Origin of the sequence: Amycolatopsis thailandensis (assembly GCF_042723255.1) — a bacterium.
Classification (GTDB): domain Bacteria; phylum Actinomycetota; class Actinomycetes; order Mycobacteriales; family Pseudonocardiaceae; genus Amycolatopsis; species Amycolatopsis thailandensis.
Genome location: NZ_JBHXJK010000058.1, coordinates 21,234 through 45,840 on the forward strand (window position 1 = coordinate 21,234; position 24,607 = coordinate 45,840).

General features: G+C 70.6%; 25 protein-coding genes and 2 riboswitches. Of the genes, 16 read left to right on the forward strand and 9 right to left on the reverse strand.

What is annotated here, in order from left to right; translation table 11 throughout:
* Nucleotides 1-27: 27 nt before the first annotated feature.
* Both ACFWMR_RS23205 and ACFWMR_RS23210 read left to right on the forward strand, forming a co-directional pair.
* On the forward strand, nt 28-966 hold the full coding sequence (locus tag ACFWMR_RS23205; protein WP_378379860.1) for a helix-turn-helix domain-containing protein: 939 nt from the start codon (nt 28-30) through the stop codon (nt 964-966).
* 45 nt (nt 967-1,011) lie between these two features.
* Complete coding sequence (locus ACFWMR_RS23210; protein WP_093938349.1) at nt 1,012-1,359, forward strand: helix-turn-helix domain-containing protein; 348 nt, start codon at nt 1,012-1,014, stop codon at nt 1,357-1,359.
* Between the two features lie 24 nt (nt 1,360-1,383).
* Here ACFWMR_RS23210 and ACFWMR_RS23215 read toward each other — a convergent pair whose 3' ends face one another.
* The 3 genes from ACFWMR_RS23215 to ACFWMR_RS23225 are packed head-to-tail and all read right to left on the reverse strand — an operon-like array spanning nt 1,384 to nt 3,883.
* Nucleotides 1,384-1,974, reverse strand: coding sequence for a ClpP family protease (locus tag ACFWMR_RS23215; RefSeq protein WP_378379861.1), 591 nt, complete (start codon nt 1,972-1,974; stop codon nt 1,384-1,386).
* The gene (locus ACFWMR_RS23220) at nt 1,971-2,597 is read right to left on the reverse strand and encodes a ClpP family protease (protein ID WP_378379862.1); all 627 of its coding nucleotides are present in this window, start codon (nt 2,595-2,597) and stop codon (nt 1,971-1,973) included. Before ACFWMR_RS23220 ends, ACFWMR_RS23215 begins: the two co-directional genes overlap by 4 nt.
* 56 nt (nt 2,598-2,653) lie before the next feature.
* The gene (locus ACFWMR_RS23225) at nt 2,654-3,883 is read right to left on the reverse strand and encodes a serine/threonine-protein kinase (RefSeq protein WP_378379863.1); all 1,230 of its coding nucleotides are present in this window, start codon (nt 3,881-3,883) and stop codon (nt 2,654-2,656) included.
* Nucleotides 3,884-4,001: 118 nt separating this feature from the next.
* On the opposite strand from ACFWMR_RS23225, the gene ACFWMR_RS23230 reads away from it, so the two are divergent.
* The gene (locus tag ACFWMR_RS23230; protein ID WP_378379864.1) at nt 4,002-5,564 is read left to right on the forward strand and encodes a PucR family transcriptional regulator; all 1,563 of its coding nucleotides are present in this window, start codon (nt 4,002-4,004) and stop codon (nt 5,562-5,564) included.
* On the opposite strand, the gene ACFWMR_RS23235 is transcribed toward ACFWMR_RS23230, so the two are convergent.
* The 3 genes from ACFWMR_RS23235 to ACFWMR_RS23245 are packed head-to-tail and all read right to left on the reverse strand — an operon-like array spanning nt 5,552 to nt 8,156.
* Nucleotides 5,552-6,421, reverse strand: a complete 870-nt coding sequence (locus ACFWMR_RS23235) for a polysaccharide deacetylase family protein (RefSeq protein WP_093938354.1) — start codon at nt 6,419-6,421, stop codon at nt 5,552-5,554. The genes ACFWMR_RS23230 and ACFWMR_RS23235 overlap by 13 nt on opposite strands.
* A complete protein-coding gene (locus tag ACFWMR_RS23240) occupies nt 6,418-7,545 on the reverse strand; it encodes an oxidoreductase (protein ID WP_378379865.1) in 1,128 nt (375 codons plus the stop codon). Before ACFWMR_RS23240 ends, ACFWMR_RS23235 begins: the two co-directional genes overlap by 4 nt.
* The gene (locus tag ACFWMR_RS23245; RefSeq protein ID WP_378379866.1) at nt 7,542-8,156 is read right to left on the reverse strand and encodes a DUF1989 domain-containing protein; all 615 of its coding nucleotides are present in this window, start codon (nt 8,154-8,156) and stop codon (nt 7,542-7,544) included. The genes ACFWMR_RS23240 and ACFWMR_RS23245 overlap by 4 nt, the downstream gene beginning before the upstream one ends.
* A gap of 501 nt (nt 8,157-8,657) precedes the next feature.
* Between ACFWMR_RS23245 and ACFWMR_RS23250 the strand changes: the two genes are divergently transcribed.
* From ACFWMR_RS23250 to ACFWMR_RS23265, 4 genes are all read left to right on the forward strand, one after another.
* Nucleotides 8,658-9,191 (forward strand): MarR family winged helix-turn-helix transcriptional regulator, encoded by a 534-nt coding sequence (locus tag ACFWMR_RS23250; RefSeq protein WP_093938357.1) that lies wholly within the window; start codon nt 8,658-8,660, stop codon nt 9,189-9,191.
* Nucleotides 9,192-9,271: 80 nt separating this feature from the next.
* Nucleotides 9,272-10,114 carry a hypothetical protein gene (locus ACFWMR_RS23255; protein WP_378280001.1) on the forward strand — a complete coding sequence of 281 codons (843 nt, stop codon included), beginning with the start codon at nt 9,272-9,274 and terminating at the stop codon, nt 10,112-10,114.
* Nucleotides 10,111-11,286 carry a fumarylacetoacetase gene (gene fahA, locus ACFWMR_RS23260; protein WP_093938359.1) on the forward strand — a complete coding sequence of 392 codons (1,176 nt, stop codon included), beginning with the start codon at nt 10,111-10,113 and terminating at the stop codon, nt 11,284-11,286. The genes ACFWMR_RS23255 and fahA overlap by 4 nt, the downstream gene beginning before the upstream one ends.
* Nucleotides 11,287-11,355: 69 nt before the next feature.
* Nucleotides 11,356-11,952: a QsdR family transcriptional regulator gene (locus ACFWMR_RS23265; protein ID WP_093938360.1), complete on the forward strand. Its 597-nt coding sequence runs from the start codon at nt 11,356-11,358 to the stop codon at nt 11,950-11,952.
* Between the two features lie 56 nt (nt 11,953-12,008).
* Here the strand turns inward: ACFWMR_RS23265 and ACFWMR_RS23270 are convergent, their stop codons facing one another.
* Nucleotides 12,009-13,016, reverse strand: coding sequence for a prenyltransferase/squalene oxidase repeat-containing protein (locus ACFWMR_RS23270; protein ID WP_378379867.1), 1,008 nt, complete (start codon nt 13,014-13,016; stop codon nt 12,009-12,011).
* A 32-nt stretch (nt 13,017-13,048) separates the two neighbouring features.
* Nucleotides 13,049-13,175: riboswitch (cobalamin riboswitch) on the reverse strand.
* A gap of 110 nt (nt 13,176-13,285) precedes the next feature.
* Nucleotides 13,286-13,400: riboswitch (cobalamin riboswitch) on the forward strand.
* Nucleotides 13,401-13,481: 81 nt separating this feature from the next.
* Here ACFWMR_RS23270 and ACFWMR_RS23275 point away from each other — a divergent pair.
* Genes ACFWMR_RS23275 through ACFWMR_RS23300 form a run of 6 tightly spaced genes read left to right on the forward strand, consistent with a single transcriptional unit; the run spans nt 13,482 to nt 21,240 of the window.
* Nucleotides 13,482-16,217 carry a hypothetical protein gene (locus tag ACFWMR_RS23275; RefSeq protein WP_378379868.1) on the forward strand — a complete coding sequence of 912 codons (2,736 nt, stop codon included), beginning with the start codon at nt 13,482-13,484 and terminating at the stop codon, nt 16,215-16,217.
* Nucleotides 16,214-16,792 (forward strand): flagellar hook-length control protein FliK, encoded by a 579-nt coding sequence (locus ACFWMR_RS23280; RefSeq protein WP_378379869.1) that lies wholly within the window; start codon nt 16,214-16,216, stop codon nt 16,790-16,792. Before ACFWMR_RS23275 ends, ACFWMR_RS23280 begins: the two co-directional genes overlap by 4 nt.
* On the forward strand, nt 16,789-17,721 hold the full coding sequence (locus ACFWMR_RS23285) for an ABC transporter substrate-binding protein (RefSeq protein WP_378379870.1): 933 nt from the start codon (nt 16,789-16,791) through the stop codon (nt 17,719-17,721). Before ACFWMR_RS23280 ends, ACFWMR_RS23285 begins: the two co-directional genes overlap by 4 nt.
* The gene (locus ACFWMR_RS23290) at nt 17,721-18,833 is read left to right on the forward strand and encodes an energy-coupling factor transporter transmembrane component T (RefSeq protein ID WP_378379871.1); all 1,113 of its coding nucleotides are present in this window, start codon (nt 17,721-17,723) and stop codon (nt 18,831-18,833) included. The genes ACFWMR_RS23285 and ACFWMR_RS23290 overlap by 1 nt, the downstream gene beginning before the upstream one ends.
* Nucleotides 18,830-20,425, forward strand: coding sequence for an ABC transporter ATP-binding protein (locus tag ACFWMR_RS23295; RefSeq protein WP_378379872.1), 1,596 nt, complete (start codon nt 18,830-18,832; stop codon nt 20,423-20,425). The genes ACFWMR_RS23290 and ACFWMR_RS23295 overlap by 4 nt, the downstream gene beginning before the upstream one ends.
* On the forward strand, nt 20,422-21,240 hold the full coding sequence (locus ACFWMR_RS23300; RefSeq protein WP_378379873.1) for an ECF transporter S component: 819 nt from the start codon (nt 20,422-20,424) through the stop codon (nt 21,238-21,240). The genes ACFWMR_RS23295 and ACFWMR_RS23300 overlap by 4 nt, the downstream gene beginning before the upstream one ends.
* Here ACFWMR_RS23300 and ACFWMR_RS23305 read toward each other — a convergent pair.
* Nucleotides 21,230-21,592, reverse strand: coding sequence for a hypothetical protein (locus ACFWMR_RS23305; RefSeq protein ID WP_378379874.1), 363 nt, complete (start codon nt 21,590-21,592; stop codon nt 21,230-21,232). The genes ACFWMR_RS23300 and ACFWMR_RS23305 overlap by 11 nt on opposite strands.
* Nucleotides 21,593-21,621: 29 nt before the next feature.
* Nucleotides 21,622-22,236, reverse strand: coding sequence for an SRPBCC family protein (locus tag ACFWMR_RS23310; protein WP_378379875.1), 615 nt, complete (start codon nt 22,234-22,236; stop codon nt 21,622-21,624).
* Nucleotides 22,237-22,349: 113 nt separating this feature from the next.
* Here ACFWMR_RS23310 and ACFWMR_RS23315 point away from each other — a divergent pair, with 113 nt between their 5' ends.
* The 3 genes from ACFWMR_RS23315 to ACFWMR_RS23325 all read left to right on the forward strand — a co-directional run bounded on the left by ACFWMR_RS23315 (nt 22,350) and on the right by ACFWMR_RS23325 (nt 24,441).
* Nucleotides 22,350-23,015 (forward strand): TetR/AcrR family transcriptional regulator, encoded by a 666-nt coding sequence (locus tag ACFWMR_RS23315; RefSeq protein ID WP_378379876.1) that lies wholly within the window; start codon nt 22,350-22,352, stop codon nt 23,013-23,015.
* A 399-nt stretch (nt 23,016-23,414) separates the two neighbouring features.
* A complete protein-coding gene (locus ACFWMR_RS23320) occupies nt 23,415-23,996 on the forward strand; it encodes a hypothetical protein (protein ID WP_378379882.1) in 582 nt (193 codons plus the stop codon).
* 115 nt (nt 23,997-24,111) lie between these two features.
* On the forward strand, nt 24,112-24,441 hold the full coding sequence (locus tag ACFWMR_RS23325) for a hypothetical protein (RefSeq protein WP_093938371.1): 330 nt from the start codon (nt 24,112-24,114) through the stop codon (nt 24,439-24,441).
* Nucleotides 24,442-24,607 lie beyond the last annotated feature (166 nt).

A 24,607-nucleotide genomic window follows, 5' to 3' on the forward strand; every position in this document is an offset into this window, starting at 1 on the left:
GAAGACATCATGGGGTACTTTCTTGCCATGCATCGCGTGATGGCCCTGGTGCGGCCGGTGCAGTCGACGTTCGAGCTCGGGATCGCCGCCGAGGTCTTCGGCACGGAGCGGGCCGGGGTGCCGCGGTACTACGAGTTCGACGTCTGCACGGAGAAACCCGGCCCGGTCCCGACCACCGCCGGGTACGCGATGTCCGTGACCCGGGGCCTTTCCGCGCTGTCGGACGCGGACACCGTGCTCATCCCGGGCTGGTCCCCGGTGGAAGCCCCGCTCCCGGCACCCGTGCGCCGGGCGCTGCTCCGCGCGCACGCCGGGGGAGCGCGGCTGGTCACGATCTGTTCCGGCGTTTTCGCGCTGGCCCGCACCGGACTGCTCGACGGCAGGACGGCGACCACGCACTGGGCCCGCGCCGCCCGGCTGCGCGAGGAATTCCCGCGGATACGGGTGGAACCGGACGTGCTCTACGTCGACCATGGCGACGTCGCGACGAGCGCCGGGGCGGGCGCGGGGATCGACCTCTGCCTGCACCTCGTCCGGCGGGACCACGGGGCCGCGCACGCCGCTTTGGTCGCCCGGCACATGGTGATGCCGCCGCATCGCGACGGCGGTCAAGCACAGTTCGTCCCGGCTCCGCCGCCCGAGGACGAACTGGACGGCCTCCTCGCCTGGGCGGGCGAACGGCTCGGGGCACCGTTGTCGGTGGGTGACTTGGCCGCGCACCTCAACGTCTCACAGCGCACGCTGGCCCGGCGTTTCGCCGATCGGCTCGGCACCACGCCGGGCGCGTGGCTGCTGGCCCGGCGGGTGACCGAGGCGCGCACCCTCCTGGAGGAGACCGGCCTGCCGGTCGAGGTGATCGCGACCCGCGTCGGTCTCGCCTCGGCCGTCAACCTCCGCCGCCGTTTCCGCGACCAGGTCGGGACGACGCCGGGCGCGTACCGGCGCGCGTTCCGGGTTTCGCCTTGAGCGGAACGGGGCACACGGGTCCCGCCCCGATGTCACGATGAGCGTATGGCGGACATCCTCCCTTTCCACCAGAAGCGTGCCTCCACTTCGGACCGCGAGCCCGAACCGCTGTGGCGTGACGTGCTGGGCAAGAGCCTGCGCGCGGCGAGGGAGGAACAAGGCGGCCGTCTCGTCGACATCGCGGAACGCGCCGGGATCTCGCCGCAGTACCTGTCGGAGATCGAGCGCGGCCGCAAGGAGCCGTCCAGCGAGATGATCGCCGCGGTCACGGGCGCGCTCGGGATCGACTTCGCGGATCTCCTGTTCGGTATCGCGGGCACGGTCCGGCGGGGCGGCAGCACGGGCCTCGCGGTCGGCCGCCGCCCGTCCGGGCCCTTGCTCATGGCCGCTTAGCCGCATCGCCAGAGACCACAGCGCCTAGGCCCGGGCGTCGAGCACCCGGTCCGCGAGTCCGTAGGCGACGGCGCCCGCCGCGTCGAACACGCGGTCCCGGTCGGTGTCGTGCCGCAGATCCGAGACGGCCCGGCCGGTGTGCGAGGACAGGATCTCCTCCAGCTGCGTCCGCACCCGCACGACCTCGTCGGCCTGGAGGATGAGGTCCGGGATCGTGCCGCGGCCCTTCGCCGCGGGCTGGTGCAGCACGACGCGGGTGTGGGGCAGCACGAACCGGTGCCCGGCCTCGCCCGCGGCGAGCAGGATCGCGCCCGCCGCGACGGCCTGGCCGACGCAGGTCGTCGCCACCGGCGCCTTGATGAAACGCATGGTGTCGTACAGCGCGAGCATCGCCGACGGGTCGCCGCCCTCGGTGTTGATGTAGAGGTTGATCTCCTGCTCCGGGTTGTCCGCCTCCAGGTACAGCAGCTGGGTGATCAGCGCGTTCGCCACGCCGGAGTCGATCGCGGTGCCGAGATAGATGATCCGCTCCGACAGCAGATGCGAGTAGACGTCCATGATCCGCTCGCCGCCGGGACTGCGGGAGATGACGTTGGGGATGGTGTAGGTGCTCATGCGCCGGCACCCCTTTCCGAGCCGAGGCCGAGTTTGTGGGAGCGGACGGGGACGACCTGGTCGAGGCTTTCGACGATGTGGTCGATGAAGCCGTATTCCCGCGCCTGTCCGGTGGTGAACCAGCGGTCGTGGAGGGAGTCGGCGAAGATCCGGTCGATCGGCTGCCCGGTGTCGTCGGAGATGATGCCGAGCACCGTGTCGCGCGTGTAGCGCAGATCGTCCGCCTGCACCTCCACCTCGACGGCCGAGCCGCCGATGCCCGCCGAACCCTGGTGCATCAGGATCCGCGCGTGCGGCAGGGCGAACCGTTTGCCCGGTGTGCCCGCGGAAAGCAGGAACTGCCCGGCGCTGCACGCCAGCCCCAGCGCGAGCGTGGCGACGTCGCACGGCACGAGCCGCATCACATCGCGGATCGCCAGCATCGACGGGACCGAGCCGCCCGGCGAGTGGATCCACAACGCGATGTCCTTGCGGGGATCCTCGCTCGCCAGTGACAGCAGCTGGGTGGTGAGCACCGTCCCGTTGTCGTCGTCGAGCGCGCCGTCGAGGACCAGCACACGCTTGCTGAAGAACTGTTCCCGGAGCCGTTGGTCGAAGAGTGGCTGCTTCTCGTAGTCGGTCATGCCCCGACGATGCCGCCGGGGCACGGCCTTTCGCCGGTTTCTCTGCTGTGAGCGGATCAGCCCACAGCAGGGCGTTCGGCCGGGACGAACCACACGGCGACAGTCAGGGCGATGGCGAAGAGGAGGAGCAGGAGATCGATGGTGAAACCCGGCTGGATCGCGAGGCCGAGGTGGATCCGGTCCTCACCGATGACGGTCAGCAGACCGAACGAGAGCAGCGTCAGCAGCGCGGAGACACTGAGCATGATCTGCCCCGCCCGGACCCTGGCGAGCAGGCTCGCGCCGCCCGCCACCGCGGCCACCCCGGCGACGATCGAGCTGAAATCCCCCACGATGATCGACAGATCCGAGAAGTCGAAGAAGTAGTACGCCTGGTGCATCACCATCGCGTTCGTGAGCAGCGCGAACCCGAGCACCATGCCCGCCACTCCCGCCAGGATCGCGGACACCGACGGCGTGCTCACCCCGGGACGCGGCGGCGCGGGGAGGACCGGCACCGGGGCTTCGGCGCCGTTCGCGGCCAGCGCCAGCATCGGGATCGCGTGATCCGGCAGCATCCGCGCGTGCGGCGCCTTCGCCAGCAGGCCGCGGAGGACGTCCGCCAGTGTTCCGTGCGTCCGGCTGAAGACCGGCTGGTCGTTGACGACGGCGTACAGCGTGGCCGCGACGTTCCCGCGCAGGAAGGGATTCGCGCCCTCGGCCGCGCCGAGCAGGGTCACGCCGAGCGACCAGAGATCGGCGTGAGGAGTGTCTTCGTGTCCCGCGATCCTTTCCGGGGCGAGGAAAGCCGGTGAACCTGCCGGGTCGAGGGCCTGGCCGACCCCGAAGCCGGTCAGCCTCGCGGTGCCGTCGGAGGACACCGAGATGTTCGCGGGCCGCACGTCTCCATGCACGGCGCCCTTCGCGTGGGCGGCCGCGAGTGCGCCGAGTACCTGCCTGCCGATGTCGGCCACCAACCGCGGCGGGAGCGGCCCCGAGGACGCCAGGTCCTCCAGCGTCCGCCCGTCCACCGGGTCCATCACGACGAACGGCGTCCCGTCCGCCACCACGACCTCGTGGACGGGCACCACCGACGGGTGCTCCGCCACGACACCGGCCTCACGCCGGAGCCGTTCGACGACGGCCGCGCGGGCGGATTCGTCGAGCGCGGGCAGCAGCAGCTCCTTGATCGCGACCTGGCGCCCTTCCTGCCCGTCCTCGCCACGCCACAGCACGGCCGTCCCGTCGCCGCCCAGCTTCTCGAGCAGGGTGTAGCGCTCGGCGATCGTGCGCGAAACTGCCGTCACGGTGGTTCTCCTCGAATCACGAAGTGTCTTCGCGGGGACGCTAACCAGGCATCATGAAAAACCGATGAAATGGCCGATCGTCCATAAAGGCCGCCGATGGCTGGATATATTCACAGTCATGCTGACCTTGGCGGCGCTGGTCGCGGACCCGGATCTCGAACTGCGGGTGGTCGTCCCCGGCCGAGACGGGGCGATGGCCGGGCAGGTGCTGTGGGTGCACAACACCGAGCTGCCCGACCCCGGGCCGTACGTGCGCGAGCACGAGGTCGTGCTGACCAACGGCCTGTGGCTGGACCGCACCGACCCGGCGGACTTCGTCGCGCGGGTGGTCCGCGCGGGAGCGGCCGGGATCATCTTCGGGCTGCGCGTCGAACGACGTGACACCCCTCCGGCGCTCGCCGAGGCGTGCCGCGAAGCCGGGCTGCCGCTGCTGGAGATCTCGGTGGCGGTGCCCTTCACGGCCGTCACCCGCGCGGCGGCGGCGATCCAGGCCGCGGACCGGCAGAGCGCGCTGATGTCGTTGGTGCGAAGGGGAGACGAGCTGACCTCGGCGCTTTCGCGAGGCGCGGGCGCCTCCGGGGTGCTGGAGGTCCTGCGCCGTGAGCACGAGCTGCCCCTCGCGGTCGTCGATCGGATGGGCCGGGAGCTGGCGTCCGCCGGGGCGGGCCTGGACGCCGGGCAGACACGCGCCGCGGCGGAGGCCCTGACCCGGCATCCGCCGCCGCTGGAGGCGGATCTCGGCGCGGGGACGCGGGCGGCGCTGTTCCCGGTCGGCGCGATCGGCGACGCGGACGCCGCGCTGCTGTGCCTGCGTCCCGTGGCCGGGCTGACGCGGGACGAGCGGGACGCGCTGGAGCAGACCGCCCGCTACCTCAGCCTCGAAGTGGCCCGGCACCAGGCGGTGCAGGCCATCGAGATGCGGTTCGCCGTCGAACTGCTGGACATGGTGCTCTCCGGCGCGCAGCGGGTCGCGGAGGTGCCCGGCAGGCTGCGCGCGTTCGGGGTCGACCCGGACGGTCCGCTGGCCGTGATCGCGCTGGCGTTCGCCGGCGACGACGCCACCGCGACCCTGCCGGGGATGGCGGAGGCCGTCACGGACTTCCTGCTGGCGGACGGGTTGCCCGCGGTCGTGGCGGCGGGCAGCCGGGACGTCGTGGCGGTACTGCCGTTCCGCTCGGGAAGACAATCGCCCGCCGCGTTCGCGCCCCGGCTGGCGGCGGCCGTTTCGCACCGGTTCTCCGGCGGGCGCGTGGTCGTCGGGCTGGCCGATCCCGTGTCCGGCGCGGCCGGGCTGCGCGAACCGTTGTCGCGCAGCCGCGAAGCCTGCCGCGTGCTCCGGGGCAGGCGTGGCGGGCCGGTGGCGGCGAGTTTCGCCGAACTGGGCAGCTACCGGCTCCTGCTGGAGTCGCACGACGAGCAGTGGCGGCACACGTTCGCCGACGTCCTGCTCGGCCCGCTGCGCGAGCACGACCGTGCCCGCGACGGCGACCTGGAGACGACCTTGCGGGCGTTCCTCGACCACGACGGCCAGTGGGCGGCCACCGCCGCGGCCCTGTTCGTGCACGTCAACACCTTGCGCAACCGGCTGGCCAAGGTCACCGAGCTGACCGGCCGCGACGTCGGGCGCACCGCGGACCGGGTCGACCTCTTCCTGGCGCTGGAGGCCGCTCAGTCCGGGTAGACCGCCGGGTCGATTTCCAGGCGCCGCAAGGGTTCGGCGGGTAATGCTGGGTCGGCCAGCGCCGCGGCCGCCACGTCGCGGCACCGCGCGAACCGGACGTCGCCGAGGCCGAGCCCGAACTCGATGAGCGCCCGCACCGCCTCCAGTCGCCCCGGCCTGCCCGACAGGAACGGGTGCAGGCACAGGTTGAACAGGCATCGGTACCGGCGCATCGCGTCGAGCTCCGCGCGCCACATCTCCAGTACCCGGACCGGGGAGGTGATCACCGAACCGATCTGCGGCGAGGGAAGGAACGCGTACTGCTCCCAGTCGTCGAGCGACCAGTGCACCGGCAGCTCGGCGATCCGGCCCGCCCCGGTCTCGATCAGATAGGGCCGGTCGTCGGCCATCAGCGACGAGTCGTAGCTCAGCCCGTGTTCCGCCACCAGCGCCGGAGTGTCCCAAGTGGACTCCCAGCCCGCCGCGCGATGCCCGCTGATCTCGATGCCCTGGCGCGCGAAGACCTCCATGCCTCGTTCGAAATCGGCTCGCTGCCCGGCGGCGGTCATCGTGGTCGGCGGCCGGTGGCTGTAGGAGTGATGCGCCACCTCGTGTCCCCGTTCCACGATCGAGGCGGCGAGGCCGGGCCGCTGTTCGGCGACCCAGCCCGGCACGAAGAACGTCGCGGGCACGGCCAGTTCACCGAGCAAGTCGAGGATGCGCGGCACCCCGACCTTCGGCCCGTACGCCTGATGGGACATGGTCGACAGATGCCCGGCGTAACCCCGTCCGTGCGCGAGGATCGGGGATTCCGCGTCCACGTCGAAGGTCAGGGTCGCCACCGCGGCCGCGCCGCCGTGCCAGCTTGTTTCGGTCACGCTTGCCGACTCTCCCGCCAGCGGCGCGAGTTCGCCACCGTGACCGTCGGGGAGACCATCGCGCGGTCGAACTCGGCCAGGGGTTCCGCCGCGGCGACACGGGCGGGCAGATCGGGATTGGCCAGCGCGCCGTGCCCGATCGAGAGCAGGTCGGCGTGCTCGCCTTCGAGTACCTCTTTCGCCTGGGTGAGGTCGTGCATCCCGCCGTTGGCGATCACCGGCAGCCCGGTGACCTTCCTGGCGAGGGCGGTGATGGTGCCGCCGTCGGCCAGCTTCGCCGTTTCGAGCCAGTTCCGGCCTTCGCTGGCGATGTGGAGGTAGTCCGCGCCCGCCTCGGCGACCGCGGCGAAGATCACCTCGGCGTCGTCACGGCCGCCGGGCCAGCGGTAGGTGAAGTCGTTGACCTTCGTCTGCGACAGCCGCACACCGGTCACCAGCTCCGGCACGGCCTCGGCGACGGCGGTGACGACGCGGGCGGTCAGCCGGATCCGGTCGGCGACCGATCCGCCGTAGGAATCGGTGCGCCGGTTGGTGTAGTCGGTGAGGAACTGGTCGAGCAGGTACCCGTTGGCCGCGTGCACTTCGACGCCGTCGAACCCGGCCTCGCGGGCACGCCGGGCCGCCGCGGCGAAACCGTCGACGATGTCGTCGATCCCGGCGGTGGTCAGTTCCCGGGGCGCGGCCCACGGCCCGGAACCGCCGTACGCGGGCATCATCTCCCCGCGCGGCTGGACGGCGGAGGGGCCGACGGTGTGGTCCCGGTGCGGATTCCCCTGGGAGATCGCGCCGGCGTGCATGAGCTGCGCGATCATCCGGCCGCCCGCCGCGCGCACTCCGGCGGTGACCACGCGCCAGCCCGCGACGTGTTCGTCCCGTGCGAGGCCGGGCTGGTTGAGGTATCCCTGGCTGGCCGCCGTGTCCGGGTAGGTGCCCTCGCTGAACACGAGCCCGAACCCGCCGCGGGCAAATTCGGCGTAGTAGTCGGCCATTTCGCCGGTCGGCGTGCCGTCGGGCGCGGCCGAGACCCGGGTCATGGGGGCGACGGCGTAGCGGTTGCGCAGCGCGAGACCGCCGAGGGTGGCCGGGGCCAGCGCGGGGTGGGCGTGGCCGACGGTGGTGGTCATGATCGTGTTCCTCCATTGTGGACTGTTTCGATGGCGAGCGGGGAGAGTCCGGCGTCGCTGATCCGGACGAGGTCCTGCGGGCAGGCGGAAACCACGACGACGCAATCCAGTTCGGCCCGCAGCGTGACGGCGTCGCCGGGCCGCGAGGTCGCGGTCAGCCAGCTCAGCCTGCCGTCCGCGCCGACCGGGATGCGCATGAAGACGTTGATCGGCTGCGGGGCCGGGCCCGTGAAGCTCAGCCCGAGCTCGCTCAGCGCCTCGCGCAGGTTCGTGGCGCAGGACCGGTGACCCGGCGCTCCCAGCGCGGCATACCGGGCCGGGTCGCAGGCCGGGATCAGCATGTCGTGCTCGCCGGGCGAGGTGTCCTCGGCCAAGGTCAGGATCGGGCGGCGCCGGTCGGTCACGAAGGCCTCGCCGACGGCGGGGAACAGTCTGTCGGTCGCGGCGCGGGTGTGCGCCGCGCTGTGGTGCTCGGCCAGGTCGGCCCCGCTGTCGGTGAACGCGAACACGTCGCCGACCTGGCCGCCCTCGACGTCGATCACCCGGATCAGGTCTCCCGCGGCCACCCGGACGGCTTTCGCGGTCCCCGGTGGCACTTCCGTTCTGCTCATGCCTTCAGCAAACCCGGTGTGGGGGTCTGCCCGCCATGGAGGAACCTCCATGTTTGCGGATCTCTGCTGGAGGAACCTCCAGGAGGCGAGTCGGGTAGTTGGGTGATGCGAGTGGAGGATTCGGGACTTTCAGCGTCCCGAATCCTCCACGCTCGACCCCAGCGGGCAGGCGAGGCGAACCCAAGCCCAGCGGGTGAACAAACACCGGTCCGTTCCAACCCGGATCGCCACTCACGACCACGGTGACCAAGCTCGGAACTTTCGCGTGACGGGGTGGACGACACGTGTGATCAGATGGACGACACGCGTGACCAGACGGACGGCACTCTCGCGGCCGAGGTTCCAGGCCCGTGTCGTCCGTCCAGTCACGCGTGTCGTCCATCTGGACACGGGTGTCGTCCCCCTCGGCACGGCACGAGCGCCACGCTAGAGACGAACAGCGTCCTCCCCGAGATAGTTCAGGTTTTGACCATTTTCGAGACGTCGGGTTAGTGTTCGGCGATGGAAGACGTGGACGCGGCCGGGCTGGACTTCTGGTCGTTCGTGGCGCTGGCGAACCGGCGGCTCGCGCAGGAGTACGGCTTCCGGCACCAGCTGGCGACCGAGGTGCTGCTGACCCTCAACCGCGCCTCCGACCTGGTGACCTACGACCTCGAAGCCGCGGTGCACCGGCCGCGTGGTCGGTCGTGGTCGGCGTTCCGGCTGCTGTTCGTGGTCTGGCTCGCCGGACCGCTCGAACCGACGAGCGCCGCCCGGCTGACCGGGATGAGCCGGGCGGCGGTGTCGAACCTGGTCAAGACGCTGGTCGCGGAGGGAATGCTCGACCGGGTCCCGGACGAGCGGGACGGCCGTTCGGTGCAGCTGTCGCTGACCGAGGCGGGGCACGAAGAGATGGTCTCGGTCTTCCGCGAGCACAACGAACGCGAATTCGGCTGGACGAACGCGCTGACCGAGACCGAACAGCGCATCCTCGTGATGCTGCTGGGCAAGCTGATCACGAGTCGCGCCGAGTTCGGCACCCGGAGCCGCAAGTAGCCCTTCCCGTCGCCCGGAAGACCGGACTATCCTGCCCAACGGATAGTCAAAGTGTGAACTAAATCGGGGAGGAGGAGACCATGGTGGACGGCGGACGGATTCCCGCGCTCTTCGCCGGGCTGTGCGACGACGCCGCGGTGTTCCCACCGGGGCTGGCCCCGCTGCCGGACGCCGTCGCGGCACACGACGAACACGTCTCCGCCTGGTACGCGGGCCTCGTCGGACCGCTGGTGGTCGCCGCCACCGCGCTCGGCGAGCTCGCCGAGGTGCTGGGCGACCGGGAAGCCCCGCTGCCGATCGCGGTCACCCTGCCCGGCGGGCCCGCGCAGCTCGACGGCGCGCTCAAGGCCGTCGCCACGCTGCCGGTGAAACTCGACGCGCTCGAGATCGCCGTCCCGGACGAGATGGGGCCGGACGAGGTGGTCGACGCGATTTCCGTCGCCACCGCACCGGTTTTCGTCGAGATCCCGCGTGACGGCCGGCGGCTTCGGATGCTGGCCGCCCTGTCCGGCACCGGCCACCGCGCGAAGTTCCGCACCGGTGGCGTCCGGGCCGAGCTGTACCCGGACGAGGCCGAACTCGCGGCCGCGGTCCGGGCGGCCGTCGAGGCGGGTGTCCCGTTCAAGGCCACCGCCGGGCTGCACCACGCGCTCCGCAACACCGACCCGGCGACCGGCTTCGAACAGCACGGTTTCCTGAACCTGATGCTCGCCACCGACGCCGTCCTCACCGGCGGCGACGCGGAAGCCGCGCTCGCCGAACGAGACGGCGCCGCTCTCGCCGGGCGACTGCGGGCGCTGGAGCCGGATCGCGCCGTCGCGGTCCGCGCGGGCTTCACGTCGTTCGGCACTTGCAGCATCACCGACCCCCTGACCGAACTGGCCGGACTCGGCCTGCTCGAGGCGCCCCGAGGAGAGGCATGACCACGATCGACATCCCCGCAGGCTCCCTGTTCGGGATCGACAACCTGCCGTACGGCGTGTTCTCCGTCGACGGCGGTTCCCCGCGCGTCGGCGTGCGTGTCGGGGACTCCGTCCTCGACCTGGCCGCGGCGCTCGGCGACGACGTGTTCGCCGCGCCGTCGCTGAACCCGTTCATGGCGCAGGGCTACGACCGCTGGGTGGCGGTCCGGGCGCGGATCCGTGACCTGGTCACCGGCGAAATCCCCGACGGCGCGGTCCATCCCGTCGGGCGGGTGAGCATGCACCTGCCGATCGAGGTCGCGGACTACGTCGACTTCTACGCTTCCGAACACCACGCTTCGAACGTCGGCAGGCTGTTCCGCCCGGACGCGGAACCGTTGCTGCCCAACTGGAAGCATCTCCCGGTCGGCTATCACGGGCGGTCCGGCACGGTCCTGGTCTCCGGTACGGACATCGTGCGCCCGAGCGGTCAGCGCAAGGCCCCGGCCGAGGCGGCGCCGGTGTTCGGGCCGAGTGTGCGGCTGGACATCGAAGCGGAGCTGGGCTTCGTCGTCGGCACCGGGACCCCGCTGAACACCCCGATCACCCCGGACGCCTTCCCCCGCCACGTTTTCGGCGCGGTCCTGCTCAACGACTGGTCTGCCCGCGACATCCAGGCGTGGGAATACGTCCCGCTGGGCCCGCATCTCGGCAAGAGCTTCGCGACCTCGATCTCCCCTTGGGTGGTACCGATCCTGGCGCTGGAGGCCGCGCGGATCCCGCTGCCGGGCCAGATCGATCCGCAGCCGTTGCCGTACCTGCGGGAAAGCTCGCCGTGGGGGCTCGACATCGATCTGGTCGTCGAATGGAACGGCGAGGAGGTCAGCCGCCCGCCCTTCCGCGAGATGTACTGGTCGCCCGCCCAGATGCTCGCGCACCTGACGATCAACGGCGCGTCCTCGCGCACAGGAGACCTGTACGGCTCCGGCACGATCTCCGGACCGGAGAAGAACCAGCGCGGCGCGTTCCTCGAATTGTCCTGGGGCGGAAGGGAACCGCTCACGGTCAAGGGGGAGGAGCGCACCTTCCTGCTGGACGGCGACGAGGTCGTCATCACCGGGACCGCGCCCGGCGCGAACGGCGCGCGGATCGGGTTCGGTGAGGTGCGGGGCCGCGTGCTGCCCGCCGGCTGAAGTACGTGAAGGGCCCCTTGCTCACGCCAGGCGCGAGCGAGGGGCCACGTTCTCGTACGATCTGCGGTCGTGAACCCCTCTGCCGAGGACATAATCCGCAGCGCGGCGCGGTGGATCGAGCGCGGTGTCCGCGTCGACACCTCCGCCTTCGCGCAGGACCTGGGCATCTCCCGCAGTACGTTGTTCCGCCGCGCCGGGAACCGGGAAGACCTGCTGGGCGACGCTCTCCACTACCTGTCCGAACGCACCTTGGCGGCCGCGACGCGCACCTGGCAGCGCGAACAAGGCGACGTGGTGCGCAACGCGGCAGGCGAGCTGCGCTGTCTCGCGATCATGCGCGAGTACCGATCCGTGCTCGCGGCGAGCGCCGGGTTCCGCCGTTTCCTCGACGACGAGCCGGTCTTGGCGATCCGCCTGCTCACCGATCCGCACGGCCGCGTCCAGCCGAGGGTGATCGCGGCGCACGTCGACCTGCTGCGCCGCGACGTCGACGACGGCGGTTTCGTCCCCTCGGTCGGCCTGGACAGCCTCTGTTACGCGATCGTCCGGCTGGGGGAGGCGTTCCTGTACTCGGACGTGCTCGCCTCCCGGGCACCCGATCTGGACGCGGCGTCGACTCTGCTCGGCGCGCTCGTGGAAGGACGCGAGCCGCTCCGCGCCGGCTGACTGCCGGTACGGGTGGTTTCCGTCGGTGGCAAGCGGAAACCACCCGAAGGCTCACATCACGGGCAGGCGAGCACCGGGGCCTGCGGACGGCCACCGCCCTGCAGGTCGCTCAGCGGAACCCTGGCCAGGCCGAGGATCGCCTGCGCGGTCGCGCGCGGGGCGGTCGCCGGGTTCAGCCCGGTGGCGTCGTAGGCGATCGCGCCGCGGTCCGCCTCGGCGCCGGTGCAGCCGGTCTGCAGCGACCGCAGGAACTCCCGCGCCTTGACCGCGGCGGCGGGACGGTGCCCGGCCAGCGCTTCGGCGGCGAGGCCGGTGCTGTTGGAGTTCGGCGCGTTCGCGCCGACGCCGAAGCCGCCGTTCGCGTGCTGCTTGGTGACCAGCCAGGACGTGCCTTCGCGGGCGTTCACCGCGTCACCGGTGGCGCGCAAGGCCTGCACGACCATCGCGGTCGCGTCGACGTCGCTGGTGCAGGTGGCTTCGCCGAAGTTCAGCGGGAATCCGCCGTCCGCGCACTGGGCGCCCGCCAGGAACGTCACGGCCGACGCGGGCGCGCCCGCCGGAGTGCGGTCCAGCGCCAGCAGCGCGAGCGACTGCGAGAAGGCGTTGGAGTAGTCGCCGTATTCGGAGCGGTCGGAGAACCGGCCGGACGGCGTGAGCAGCGAGAGCAGGCCCGTCTTCAGGTCGACGCCGCCGAACGACGCCGGGTTCTTGCCCCGGATCTGCGCGGCGAGCAGGAGTTTGGCGTGCGCGCCCGCGTAGGCCTCGGTGCCGCTGCCGACGTAGCCGGTGGTGATCTCCGGCTTCGCCAGCCAGGTGATCGCTTTGCCCGCGTTCGTGTCGGACACACCGGCGGCGGCGAACGCGAAGATCGCGTCGATCGTCAAGCCCTGGTCGGGGAACTTCTGGCCGCCGAAATCGGCCTCGAACCTTTCCCCGTCGGTCATCTGCCTGGCGAGCCAGCCCGCGGCGGCGTCCGCCTTGTTCGGGGTGGCGGCGTTCGCCGCCGGAGCGGCGACCAGCCCGATGCCGCACAGCATGGCGACAGCGAAGACCAAACGTCTCATGAGAACCCTTTCCCGCATTTCCTCGACAGGAGTCGGTGACACCGCGCGACGTGGGTGACCGGGCTCGCCTGGAGGGCATACCGTTGCGGGACAGCGCCGGACTCTCACCGGACTTCCCCCACGACCGCGCTGAATCGGACGACCCGAAGAGTGTCATGCCGGTCAAGCGCGGGGGTACCGCCGGGCGCGAGTAACGCTGTGATCCTGGCAACCGACCTGCTCAGCGGTGCCTGCCGGAGGTAATCGGGTGTTAACCTCGGCGGGCTCGACAACCCAATACCGCCGCCCGTGACGGGGAAGCCGGTCGAAATCCGGCGCTGTCGCGCAACCGTGGGCCCTTCACCAGGGCGAGCCGGGGTACCGCACGGGCGGATGAACCAACCAGAAGTCCGAACCACTGTCGCGATAAACAGGGGTGACTGCGGCGTCCCGCGCCTGTCCTCCGCCATGCCGCAAGGAGGAGTCATGCGCCGCGGGTCCCTGGCCGCCCTGGCCTTCGCCGTCAGCGTCGGCGTGGTCGCCGCGCTGCTCACCGGAACGGCGACAGCAGCGAACGATCCTGACGCGGCGAAGTCGAACTCCCGCTGGCTCGCGACGAAGCTGCAGCCGGACGGCACGCTCGAGAACCCCAACGGCGGCTCACTGCCGGACCACGGCTTGATGCTCGACGTCCTGTTCTCGATGTACGCGTCGGGCGATGCCGCGAAGGCCGAGCCGATCGTCAAGTTCCTCGACGACCAGGGCCACGCCACCGACTACTTCACCTGGGACGGATTCATCCCCGGCGCCGGGTTCGACAACGTCATCGTCGGTGGAGCCACGGCCAAGACCCTCGTCGCCGCTGAGGTCTCCGGCCGGAATCCGCGGAACTTCGACGGCTACGACCTGGTCGCCGAGACCCAGAACGCGATCATGCGCGGCGGGCCCGACAAGGGCCGGGTCAGCGACTACACGAAGAAGCCCGACGTCACCGGCGACGTGATCAACAACGCCAACATGTTCGGCCAGGCGCTCGGCGTGATCGGGCTCGCCGCGGCGGGCGAGAACGACCAGCTCGCCATCGACAAGCTGCTGACCCAGCAGTGTTCCGAGGGCTACTTCCGCGTCATGTTCGCCTACATCCCGACGAAGGAGACCGGCGACCACGTCACCCCGGACGGGCACAAGGTCTCGACCTGCGACGAGGGCAAACCGCTCGACCTCTCGCCGACCGACGGCGACGCCACCGGCATCGCGCTTTCGGCGATGCTGGCCGCCAAGAAGGCGGGCGCGGCCGGGCTCGACACCCCGATCGCCAAGGCCGTCGCGTGGCTCAAAGCGAACCAGGCCGCCGGCGGCGGCTGGGGCGGTGGCGTCGGCACCGAAGCGCCGAACACCAACAGCACCGGCCTGATCCTTCAGGGACTGGCCGAGGCGGGTGGCGCGGACGCGGCGGTGGACAAGGGCGTGCGGTACCTCAAGTCCGCGCAAGCGAACGCCGCGGCCGACTCCGGCAACAGGCTCGCGGGAGACCTCGGCGCGATCGCCTACAACCCCGCTTCCTACGAGGCCGCGCGCGCCTCGGGGATCAGCGGCCTCGACACCTGGATCCGCGCGAGCGCCCAGGCTTCGCTCGGGTTGTCGCAGGTCGGCTTCTCCTCGCTCACGAAGGGCGGTGGGCAGCCGCCGACCAGCAGCGTCTCGGAAACGCCGACCACGCCCACGACGACGTCGTCCTCCGGGACGGGGTCGCCCACGAGCACGCCGACCTCGACCACGAGCGAACCGGCGCCGAGCACCACCACGACAACGACCACCACGACCACCACGACGACGACCACCACCACCACCACCACGACCTCGGTCACGCCGACGCCGGGCACGTCCTCGTCCCCGTCGGCCAGTCCGCCCGCGCCGAGCACGGTCACCGTCACGAGCACTCCGCCCGCGGCCAAACCCGCCCCGCAGGCCCCCGCGCCGAAGACGACGGCACCGAAACCCCAGAAGAAGACCGTCACGCCGAGGGCGTCGACCGGCGCCCGCGTCCCGCCACCGACCGCGATCTCCACGCCGGTCGCGATCGCGGGCACGGCCCCCGCGACGTCCCGGCTCGGCGCGTACCTGACGAACCGGCTCGTCGGCGGCGACCACGTCGAGGTCACCGAGGACGGCAAGACCTACGTCGACTACGACGCCACCGCCGATCTGGTGCTCGCCTTGCGGGCACTGGACGAGCAGCCGGACACGGTCGACCGCGCGTCGAAGTTCCTGCTCACGCCGGAAGCCGTGCAGGCCTACGCCCACGGCGCGCCGTACGAGCAGAGCGGCGCCTCCTACGCCGAACCGCTCGCGAAGCTCGTGCTCGTCGCCGAGTTCGCCAAGGCGGACGCCGGGCAGTTGCGCGCCGATCTGGTGAAGCTGCGGGGCGCGGACGGCAAGTTCACCGACGTCGGCTCCTTCGCCGATGCCGACGAGACGGTCGAGCGGCACGCGTGGGCGGTGCTCGCGACCGCCGCCGACCCCGGCCCCGCGGTCGAACTGCTCCTCTCGCGCCAGTGCGCCGACGGAACCTTCCCGAAGCACCTCGACACCGCGGAGTGCGGCTCCGGTGACCTGGGCGCGACGGCCGCCGCGGTCACCGCGCTGGCGGCACGCCCGCACACCGACGCCGCGCCGTCGACCAAACGCCCCGACGGCTGGACCGAGCGGCGCGTGTCGGCGTTCGTCTCCGCGGTGGGCGCGCTCGGCGTCCGGCCGACCGGCGAGGGCATGGTGACCGGCGAGGCGGGCGAGCCGGATGTCGTGCTCAGCGCCGCCGTCGCCGCCGCGCGGCAGACCGCCGGCCTCGACGCGAGCGGAACCGCGCGGTCGCTGGGCAAACTGGTCCAGGCCGACGGCGGTTTCGCCAAGGGTTCCGTCGCGGCGAGCGACGGGAAGACCGACTTCCCGACGAGCCTGGCCGCCGCGCAAGGGGTCGCGGGCCGGTCTTGGCTCACCGCCGCGGATTCGCCGCTGTCGCCCGCGATCCGGCTGCCGCTCACGGAGGCGAACTCCGCCGACGCCGTCTCCGGGACACAGCTGCAAGCGGCCGCCGCCCAGACCACCCAGCCCGCGTGGCTGATCTGGGGATTCGTCGGTCTGGCCACGATCCTCCTGGCCGCCGCGATCGTCCTTCTGTTCCTGCTTCGCCGGTTCATCAAGACAAAGGGGGCTACACCATGAGAAAACTGCTCACCGTCACGACCGTCCTCATCGGACTGATCGGGCTTTCCGCCGCACCCGCGAACGCGGTCGATCCCACCAAGGGCTACGACGGGATCTGCACCGGCTCCGACGCGCTCACCGGTACGACCGTCGTCGTCGACTTCCAGGAGCTGGACGGCAACGGCGGGACAGCCGCGCCGACGATCACCCGCTGCTCGCCCAACGCGAGCCCGGGCACCGCCCGCTCGGGTATCAAGGCGTTGCAGGACGCGGGGATCGCGGTCGCCGGAACCGCCCGCTGGGGCCTTGGTTTCGTCTGCCGCCTGGAAGGCCGCCCGGCCGCGACGGAGACCATCCCGCTGTCGAGCAACCCGAGCTACAAGGAGCCGTGCGTCAACACGCCGCCCGCCGGCGCGTACTGGGGTTACTGGCACGCCGACGGTTCCGGGACCACCTGGACCTACAGCAACTACGGCGCGCTCAACCGCAACGTCGTCCCCGGCGGTTTCGAAGGCTGGTCGTTCTCGCTGAACAAGTCGGCGACGACCAATCCGGTTCCCGGTGTCACGCCGAGGAACCCGGCCATCCCGTGAAAAGGGTCCTCGGACTGGTGGCGGCGATCTTCCTGATCGCCGCCACGGCGCCGTCCGCGCACGCGGTCGACCAGGGCAAGGGGTATCCCGGGTTCTGCAAGGACGCCACCGGGGTCACCGTCGTCGTCGACTTCCAGAAACTCGGCGGCACGACCATCGTGCGCTGTAATCCCCAGACCACCCGCGGTACCGGCCTGGACGCGCTGAAGGGCGCCGGTTTCCAGATCGCCGGGGTGCAGCGCTGGGGCGAGTCGTTCATCTGCCGGGTCGAGAACCGCCCGTCGGCGACCGAGAACATCCCGATCGCCGGCCGCGAGAAGTACCGCGAGCTGTGTGTCGACACGCCCCCGGCGCAGGCCTACTGGTCCTATTGGCACGCCTCGAACAACTGCGCGTGGGACTACAGCCAGTGGGGCGTCAAGAACCGCGACTTCATCCCCGGCGGGTTCGAGGGCTGGTCGTTCTCCCTGAACGCGACCGCCCAGAGCAACCCGGTGCCGCGGGTCTCCGCGGTGCGGCCGGGCACCGAGAACGTCCCGTGCGTACCGCGTGAGGAAGCCAAGCCCGTCACCAACGATCCCGGTGAACAGCAACAGCGACCGCAGGCGGGGACCGGGCAGCAGCCCGGCGGCGCTCCTCAGGCCACAGAGGAGGCCGCCCCCGGCGAAGCGCCGGTCGCGGGCCCGAGTTCCGGAGCGCTGCCGCCGCCCAAGCCGCGTCCGAGCGCGTCGGCGAGGCCGAAAGCGCAGGACCCGTCGATGAACGTCGCGTTCACCGGCGGCGAGAACGCCGAGGACGTCAACGCGGTGATCGAGCGCGAGTCCGGAGCCAGTGACTGGGCGCCCTGGGCTGCCGGTGGCGCGGTGCTGGCGTTGTGCGTGGCAGGATTCCTGATGGCACGCAGACGCAAACGCGCACAAGGAGCTTGATGACGTCCTACTTCCTGCCGCGCGACCTGCATCCGGCCGCCTGGTGGGTGTGGGCGCTGGGGCTCGCCGTCGCGGCGACCCGCACGACGAACCCGTGGCTGCTGCTGACCATCGTGGCTGTCGCGGGTTACGTCGTCGTGGCCCGGCGATCCGAGGCGCCGTGGGCGCTGGCGTTCCGGCTCTACCTTTACCTCGGCGCGTTCATCGTCGCGATCCGCGTGTTCTTCCGCGTCGTGTTCGGCGGTGCCGAGGGTTCGACGATCATCCTGCGGCTGCCCGAGATCCCGCTGCCGGAATGGGCGGCGGGCATCCGGCTCTTCGGCGACGTGTCCGCGGAATCGTTGCTGGGCGGGCTCTACGACGGGATGCGGCTGGCGACGATGGTGATCTGCCTCGGCGCGGCCAACGCGCTGGCGAACCCGAAACGGCTGCTCAAGGCGATGCCGCCGGCGTTGTACGAAGTGGGCACCGCGGTGATCGTCGCGCTGTCGGTGTTCCCTCAGCTGGCCGAAAGCGTGCTGCGGGTCCGGCGGGCCCGCAAACTGCGCGGCGGATCGGGAAAGAAGAAGGTGAAAGCCCTCCACACCGTCCTCATCCCGGTGCTGGAGGACGCGCTTTCCCGTTCGCTGCAACTCGCCGCGTCCATGGACTCGCGGGGTTACGGCCGCGCGGGGTTGGTCGAGGCGCGTGCGCGGCTGATCACGGGAACGCTGATGATCGTCGGCCTGATCGGCGTCTGTGTCGGCGTTTACGCCACTTTGGACGGTTCGACGCCCCGATACCTGGCCGCACCGGTGCTTTCGGTGGGGCTCGTGGTCGGGCTGGTCGGGTTCTGGTCGGCGGGCAAACGGGTCCAGCGCACCCGCTACCGGCCCGACCGCTGGCAGCTGCCGGAGATCGTCGTCGCCGTGAGCGGGATCGCCGTCGCGGCCATCCTGTTCACGACGTCGGAAGTGAACCCGATGAACATGAACCCGTCGCTGATCGACCTGTCCTGGCCGTCGCTTTCGTGGGCGCCGTTGCTCGGGGTGCTGGTCGGCGTCCTGCCCGCCTTCCTGACCCCGATCCCCGAACCTCCTTACGCCGCACTCGAAGAAGAAGTCAACGCATGATCGAACTCGACCACGTTTCCTTCACCTACCACGGCCGGTCCGAGCCCGTTCTGTCCGACGTGACGCTGTCCATCGGTGAGGGCGAACTCGTGCTGTTCGCGGGCCAGACCGGCGCGGGCAAGTCGACGCTGCTCGGCACGATCAACGGTCTCGTCCCGCATTTCACCGGCGGTCATCTCGAAGGGACCGTCTCGGTCGACGGCGTCACGACGAGGTCCCGGCCGCCGCGCGAGTTCGCACATCTGGTCGGCGTCGTCGGCCAGGACCCGCTCGCGGGCTTCGTCACCGACACGGTCGAGGACGAACTCGCGTACGGCATGGAACAGCTCGGCCTGAGTCCGCAGGTGATGCGCCGCCGGGTGGAGGAGACCCTCGACCTGCTCGGGATCGCGGAGCTGCGCAGGCGGGCGTTGCGGACGCTGTCCGGCGGGCAGCAGCAACGGGTGGCCATCGGCTCGGTGCTCACCACCCATCCGAAGGTGCTCGTGCTGGACGAACCGACCTCGGCGCTGGACCCGACCGCCGCCGAGGAGGTGCTGGCGACGCTGGCGCGGCTGGTGGAGGACCTCGGCACGACGGTGCTGATGGCCGAGCACCGGATGGAACGGGTGATCCCGTTCGCGGACCGGATGATCTTCGTGCCGGGCACCGGGGTAGTGGTCGACGGGACCCCGCCGGAAGTGTTGAAGGACATGCCCATCGCGCCACCGATCGTCCACTTGGGACGGTTGGCTGGCTGGGCGCCGCTGCCGATGACGGTCCGCGACGCCCGGCGGCGCGCTTCTTCGCTGATGCTGGGGACTCCGCCCGTGCGGAACACGACCGCGGGCGAGGAGCTGCTGACCGCGTCCGGGGTCGTCGTGCGGTACGGGCCGAAGGTCGCGGTGCGCGAGGTCGACCTGACCCTTCGCGCCGGCGAAGTGCTGGCGATGATGGGGCGCAACGGTTCCGGCAAATCGTCGCTGCTGTGGGCGGTGCAGGGATCCGGTCCCCGCCAGGGTGGCAAGGTCACCGTCGAGGGCAAGGATCCGAAGACGCTGGGCAGCGCCGCGGCGCGGAAGCTCGTCGGGATGGTGCCGCAGACCGCGAGCGACCTGCTGTATCTCCAGACCGTCGCCGCCGAATGCGAGGCCGCCGACGCGGAATCGGGGGCGGAGCCCGGCTACAGCCGTGGACTGCTCGACAGGCTCGCTCCCGGCATCGATCCCGCGTCGCATCCGCGCGACCTTTCGGAGGGACAGCGGCTCGCACTCGTGCTCGCGGTCCAGCTCTCGGCCGCCCCGCGGATCATGCTGCTGGACGAACCGACCCGCGGCCTCGACTACACCGCGAAGGCCGCGCTGGCGCAGATGGTCGCGTCGCTGACCGCCGAGGGCAGGGCGGTCGTCGTGGCCACCCACGACGTCGAATTCGTCGCGACGATCGCGCACCGCGTACTCGTGATGGCGGAAGGGGAGGTCGTCTCGGACGGCCCGACCGGTGAGGTGCTCGGCGGCTCCCCGGCGTTCGCCACCCAGGTCGCGAAGATCCTCGGGGAACCGTGGCTCACCGTCGACGACGTCCGCTCGGCGTTGCCGCAGGAGGTCCCGTGAGCACGGCCCCCGCGGTCCGGCTGGGCCCGCGTTCGGCGGCCGTGCTCGGCCTCGCGTCGCTCGCGGGACTGATGATGTTCATCTGGCCGCTCCTGGTCCGCGTCGAACCGCAGTCGATGCAGCACGGGCCGGACGCGCCGTTCGTGTTCATCGGGATCCTGCCGATCCTAATCGTCATCGTGCTGGCCGAGATGTCCGAAGGGGGAATGGATTCCAAGGCCCTCGCGATGCTCGGCGTCCTCTCGGCGGTCAACGCCGCGATGCGCCCGCTCGGCGCGGGGACCGCGGGCATCGAGACCGTGTTCTTCCTGCTGGTGCTGGCGGGCCGCGTACTCGGGCCCGGATTCGGTTTCGTGCTGGGCTGTACGTCGCTGTTCGCTTCGGCGCTGCTGACCGCCGGCGTGGGGCCGTGGCTGCCGTTCCAGATGATGTGCTCGGCGTGGATCGGGATGGGCGCGGGACTCCTGCCGCGCCGCGTCACCGGCAAGGCCGAGATCGCGATGCTGGTGGGCTACGGGATCTTCGTCGCGTACGTGTTCGGGTTCCTGATGAACCTGTGGTTCTGGCCGTTCATCACCGACGCCGAAGTGCCGTACCACGACGGGCACATCTCCTACGTTCCCGGCGCTCCGCTGCTGGAGAACCTGCACCGGTTCGCCGTCTTCACGCTGCTCACGTCGACGGCGGGATGGGACACCGGTCGCGCGATCACCAACGCGGTGGCGATCCTGGTACTGGGGCCCGCCGTGCTCGCGACGTTGCGCCGCGCTTCACGGAAGGCCTCCTACGGCGTGATCCCCTCGTTCACCGACTGAGCGCTGTCTTCCGGCGAAGCACGTGGTAGGCGACGGCGAACGCCACGCCCACGGCGACGATGATCGCGGCGAACACGGGATGCATGTCCTTGGACAGGCTCTGCGCGCGTTCGGGACCGATCGCCCAGAGCGCCAAGGGCGTGGCGTAGGCCGCGGTGAGGGCGATCGCGCCCCAGTGGAGCGCTCTGAGCCGGGCGTCGCGCAGGGTGCCGATCAGCACCAGGGCGACCGGGACGACGGCGAGCATCGCGAACTGGCCGAGGACCATGATCGGGACGGCCCAGGCCGAGATGATGACGGAGCGCGGGGCGCGGCGGACGGTGGTTTCGCGGTCGAGAGTCCGGGTCGACATCGGATTTCCTCCTGGGGTTTCGGATTCGGTCAGCAGTGGGCTTCGGCGGTGGTCTTGAGGTCCTTCAGCCAGGCTTCGAGGCCCATGCCGAGGAACCGCGTCGAGGTCGGTACATCCGCCTCGACTTGGGCGCCGGACCAGTTCTCCTCGGTGCGGACGAGGACGCCGCCCTTCACCTCGGTGAAGTTCCAGACGTGGACGCCGTTGTCGATGCGGAGGCCGTCGCCGATCGCGGGCCCGCTCCAGCGGACGCACTGACCGCGCTGGATCTGATGGACCGTCGAGGTGATCGACAGCGTGGTGGCGGGGGTCGCGGCCGTGGCGGGCACCGGGGTGGTCCAGCGGAACCGCGAGTTCTTCCGGAGCGGGCCCCAATCCAGTCGCTCGTTGGTCAGCACCGGCTTCTGCCAGGACGGCCAGCGCTCGACGTCGGTCTGCAAGCGCCAGATCTTGCTCAGGGGCGCGTTGATCAAGGTCTCGGTCCGGTAGTGGATCGGGGCCTTCGTGTCGATGGTCTTGCCTTGGCAGGACAGCGGCGCGCTCGCGGTGGCGGCTTGTGCGGGCGTCACGGCGCCGCCCAGCAGGCCGAGGGCCAGCGGGAGGGCGAGCACGGCGGTGCGTCGGCGGGGCTTGGTGTTCGTCATCGTCCTACTCCTTGGCTAGCGCTTATTGCGATAGTTAGAAGCTATAACTCCGATGGGGTGAGTGTCAATAGGAAAAGTGATAGCCTCTAACTTCCGGGCCGAGGGGAGTGGCGATGGATGCGGACGGGAAGACCTCGCGTGAGCGCTACCGGGCTCAGGTGTGCGCGGAGATCAAGCGGTACGCGTGGGAGCAGCTGGCCACGACGGGCGTGTCCGCGTTGTCCCTCAACGCGATCGCCAAGCACGTGGGCATGAGCGGCCCCGCGCTGTACCGGTACTTCCCCAGCCGCGACGACCTGATCACGGACCTCATCCGGGACGCCTACCGGAGCCTCGCCGACGTCGTGCAAGCCGCCGCGCCGGGTGGCGTTTTCGCGGTCGCCCACGCCATCAGGGACTGGGCGCTGGCGGATCCGCAGCGCTACCTGTTCGTCTACGGCACGCCGATCCCCGGCTACCGTGCGCCGGACGACACCACGCGGATCTCGAACGAGATCATGACCGTGCTTTTGGAGGTCCACGCCGCTTTTTCGGACGACGGACCGGCCACGCCGTTCGAGGCGCATCTCGACGAACACCGCGAGTGGGCGGGCGGGCTGCCGGTGTCGGCCGCGGTGCTGCGCCGAGCCGTGACATTCTGGACGCGGCTCCACGGCGTGCTGTCCCTCGAACTGGCCGGGCACTTCGCCGGCATGGGGTTCGATCCCGCCTTGCTGTTCGAGGCTGAACTGGACGCCCTGCTGACCGACGGCGCGCGTCGGTCGGTCGCAAGTCCGTGAAGGCCTCTTTTCCTACTCTGAAGGTCAGGGTCTCGGCGAAGTCGCCTCTCCGCTGGTCAGGGAGGTTGTGAAAGCCACTTTCGCAACGTTGAAGGTTGCGAAAGTGGCTTTCGCGTCACGACCGCCTCGACCCAGTGGTCCCGGCGGCATCGAGCGTCGCGAAAGCCACTTTCGGGACACTGGGCGTCACTCTGAAGGTAGGGAAGGAGGCCTTCACGGGCTTGCGTGGCGAGGGCGGTGGACCACTTCGGCCACTGGTATTACTCCACAAAGGACAGTTTCCGCTGAGTGGGGCATAGTGTTGTACTTTCCCGCTGTGCGAAGGTTTTCCGGTGATCGTTGTGCTAGCTTCCGGGAATGCGCGGAGGATCCAGAGTCCCCTTCAGTCGTACGCTCGCGGTGATCGCGTCGGTGCTCCTGGCCTCGCTGATCGGCCCCGGCGCCGTCGCGAACGCGGCCCCGTCGCGGCATGTCTGCGAATGTGCCACCCCGTCGATAGACCGGTTGCAGCAATGGCTCGCGTCCGGTGAGGGCACCACGGTCCCGGCGACCGGCAGCCTGCTCGTCCGCGAACGTGGCGGGTATGCGGCGAAGGTGGCCTTCCTCAAAGCGGAGTGGCACGTGGTCGTCGTCTGGCTGGGGAACAAGTTCGAGGCGCAGGCCGATCTCTCGAAGTCCGCCGGTTTCTGGATGACCTACAGCGCGACCGACGACCTCTATGTCCAGCTTCGCCCGGCCTCGCACTGGAGCGGCGGCGACAAATGGCTGACCAAGGTGCCGTCGACGGGCGGGAAAATGGTCAAGAAGTTCTTCAGCTTCGCTCCCGACGCGTGGACGACGCTGCCTGAGCTGGGCAAGCCCGACTACTCCTTCGCCTCGGCGCTCACCGAGGCGCGAGGCCTGGTCTTCGTCGGCAAGACGCCCAACAAGATCGACTTCCGCGGCCTCGCGATCGATCGCTATCAGCCGCCCTGTCTCTGAGCACTTCTCGGTAGTTCACCTGTCCGGAGTGACCGCGATTGCGCACCGTGCCCGATTTGTCCTGTACGGTGAACTTTCAGCCGCCTCCGCACGACCGATCCGAGGAGTACCCCTGATGAGCCTGTTCGACTCGCTGAAGGAAAAGGCCGCCGAGCTGCTGGGTGGTGCGGGCGACAAGGTCAGCGAACTGACCGGGGTCGACCTTTCCGGCGCCGCCGACCAGGTCACCCAGTCCGCCGGCGACGTGGCCGAGACCGGACAGGGGCTCGCCGAGAACGCCACTGCCGCGGGACAAGGCGCCGTCGACTCGGCCACCGCCGCGGGACAAGGTGCCGTCGACTCCGCCACCGCGGCCGGTCAGGGTGCCGTCGACTCCGCCGGTGCCTTCGGCGACGCCGCCACCGGACTGGCCGGCGGTGTGATCGACCCGAACGCCCGGGGCTGACCGCCCCCGGAATCCCCCGGTATCCGCGGATGCCGGGGGATTCCGTCATTTCGGGTGAAGGTGATCAGTGACACTGTCCGGGCCGGAGGGCCTGGACGCCGGCCGGTCGAGCGCGACGCCATCCCGGCCCGCGTGCCGGGCGTCGGAGCAGATCAGCCCGGGTACT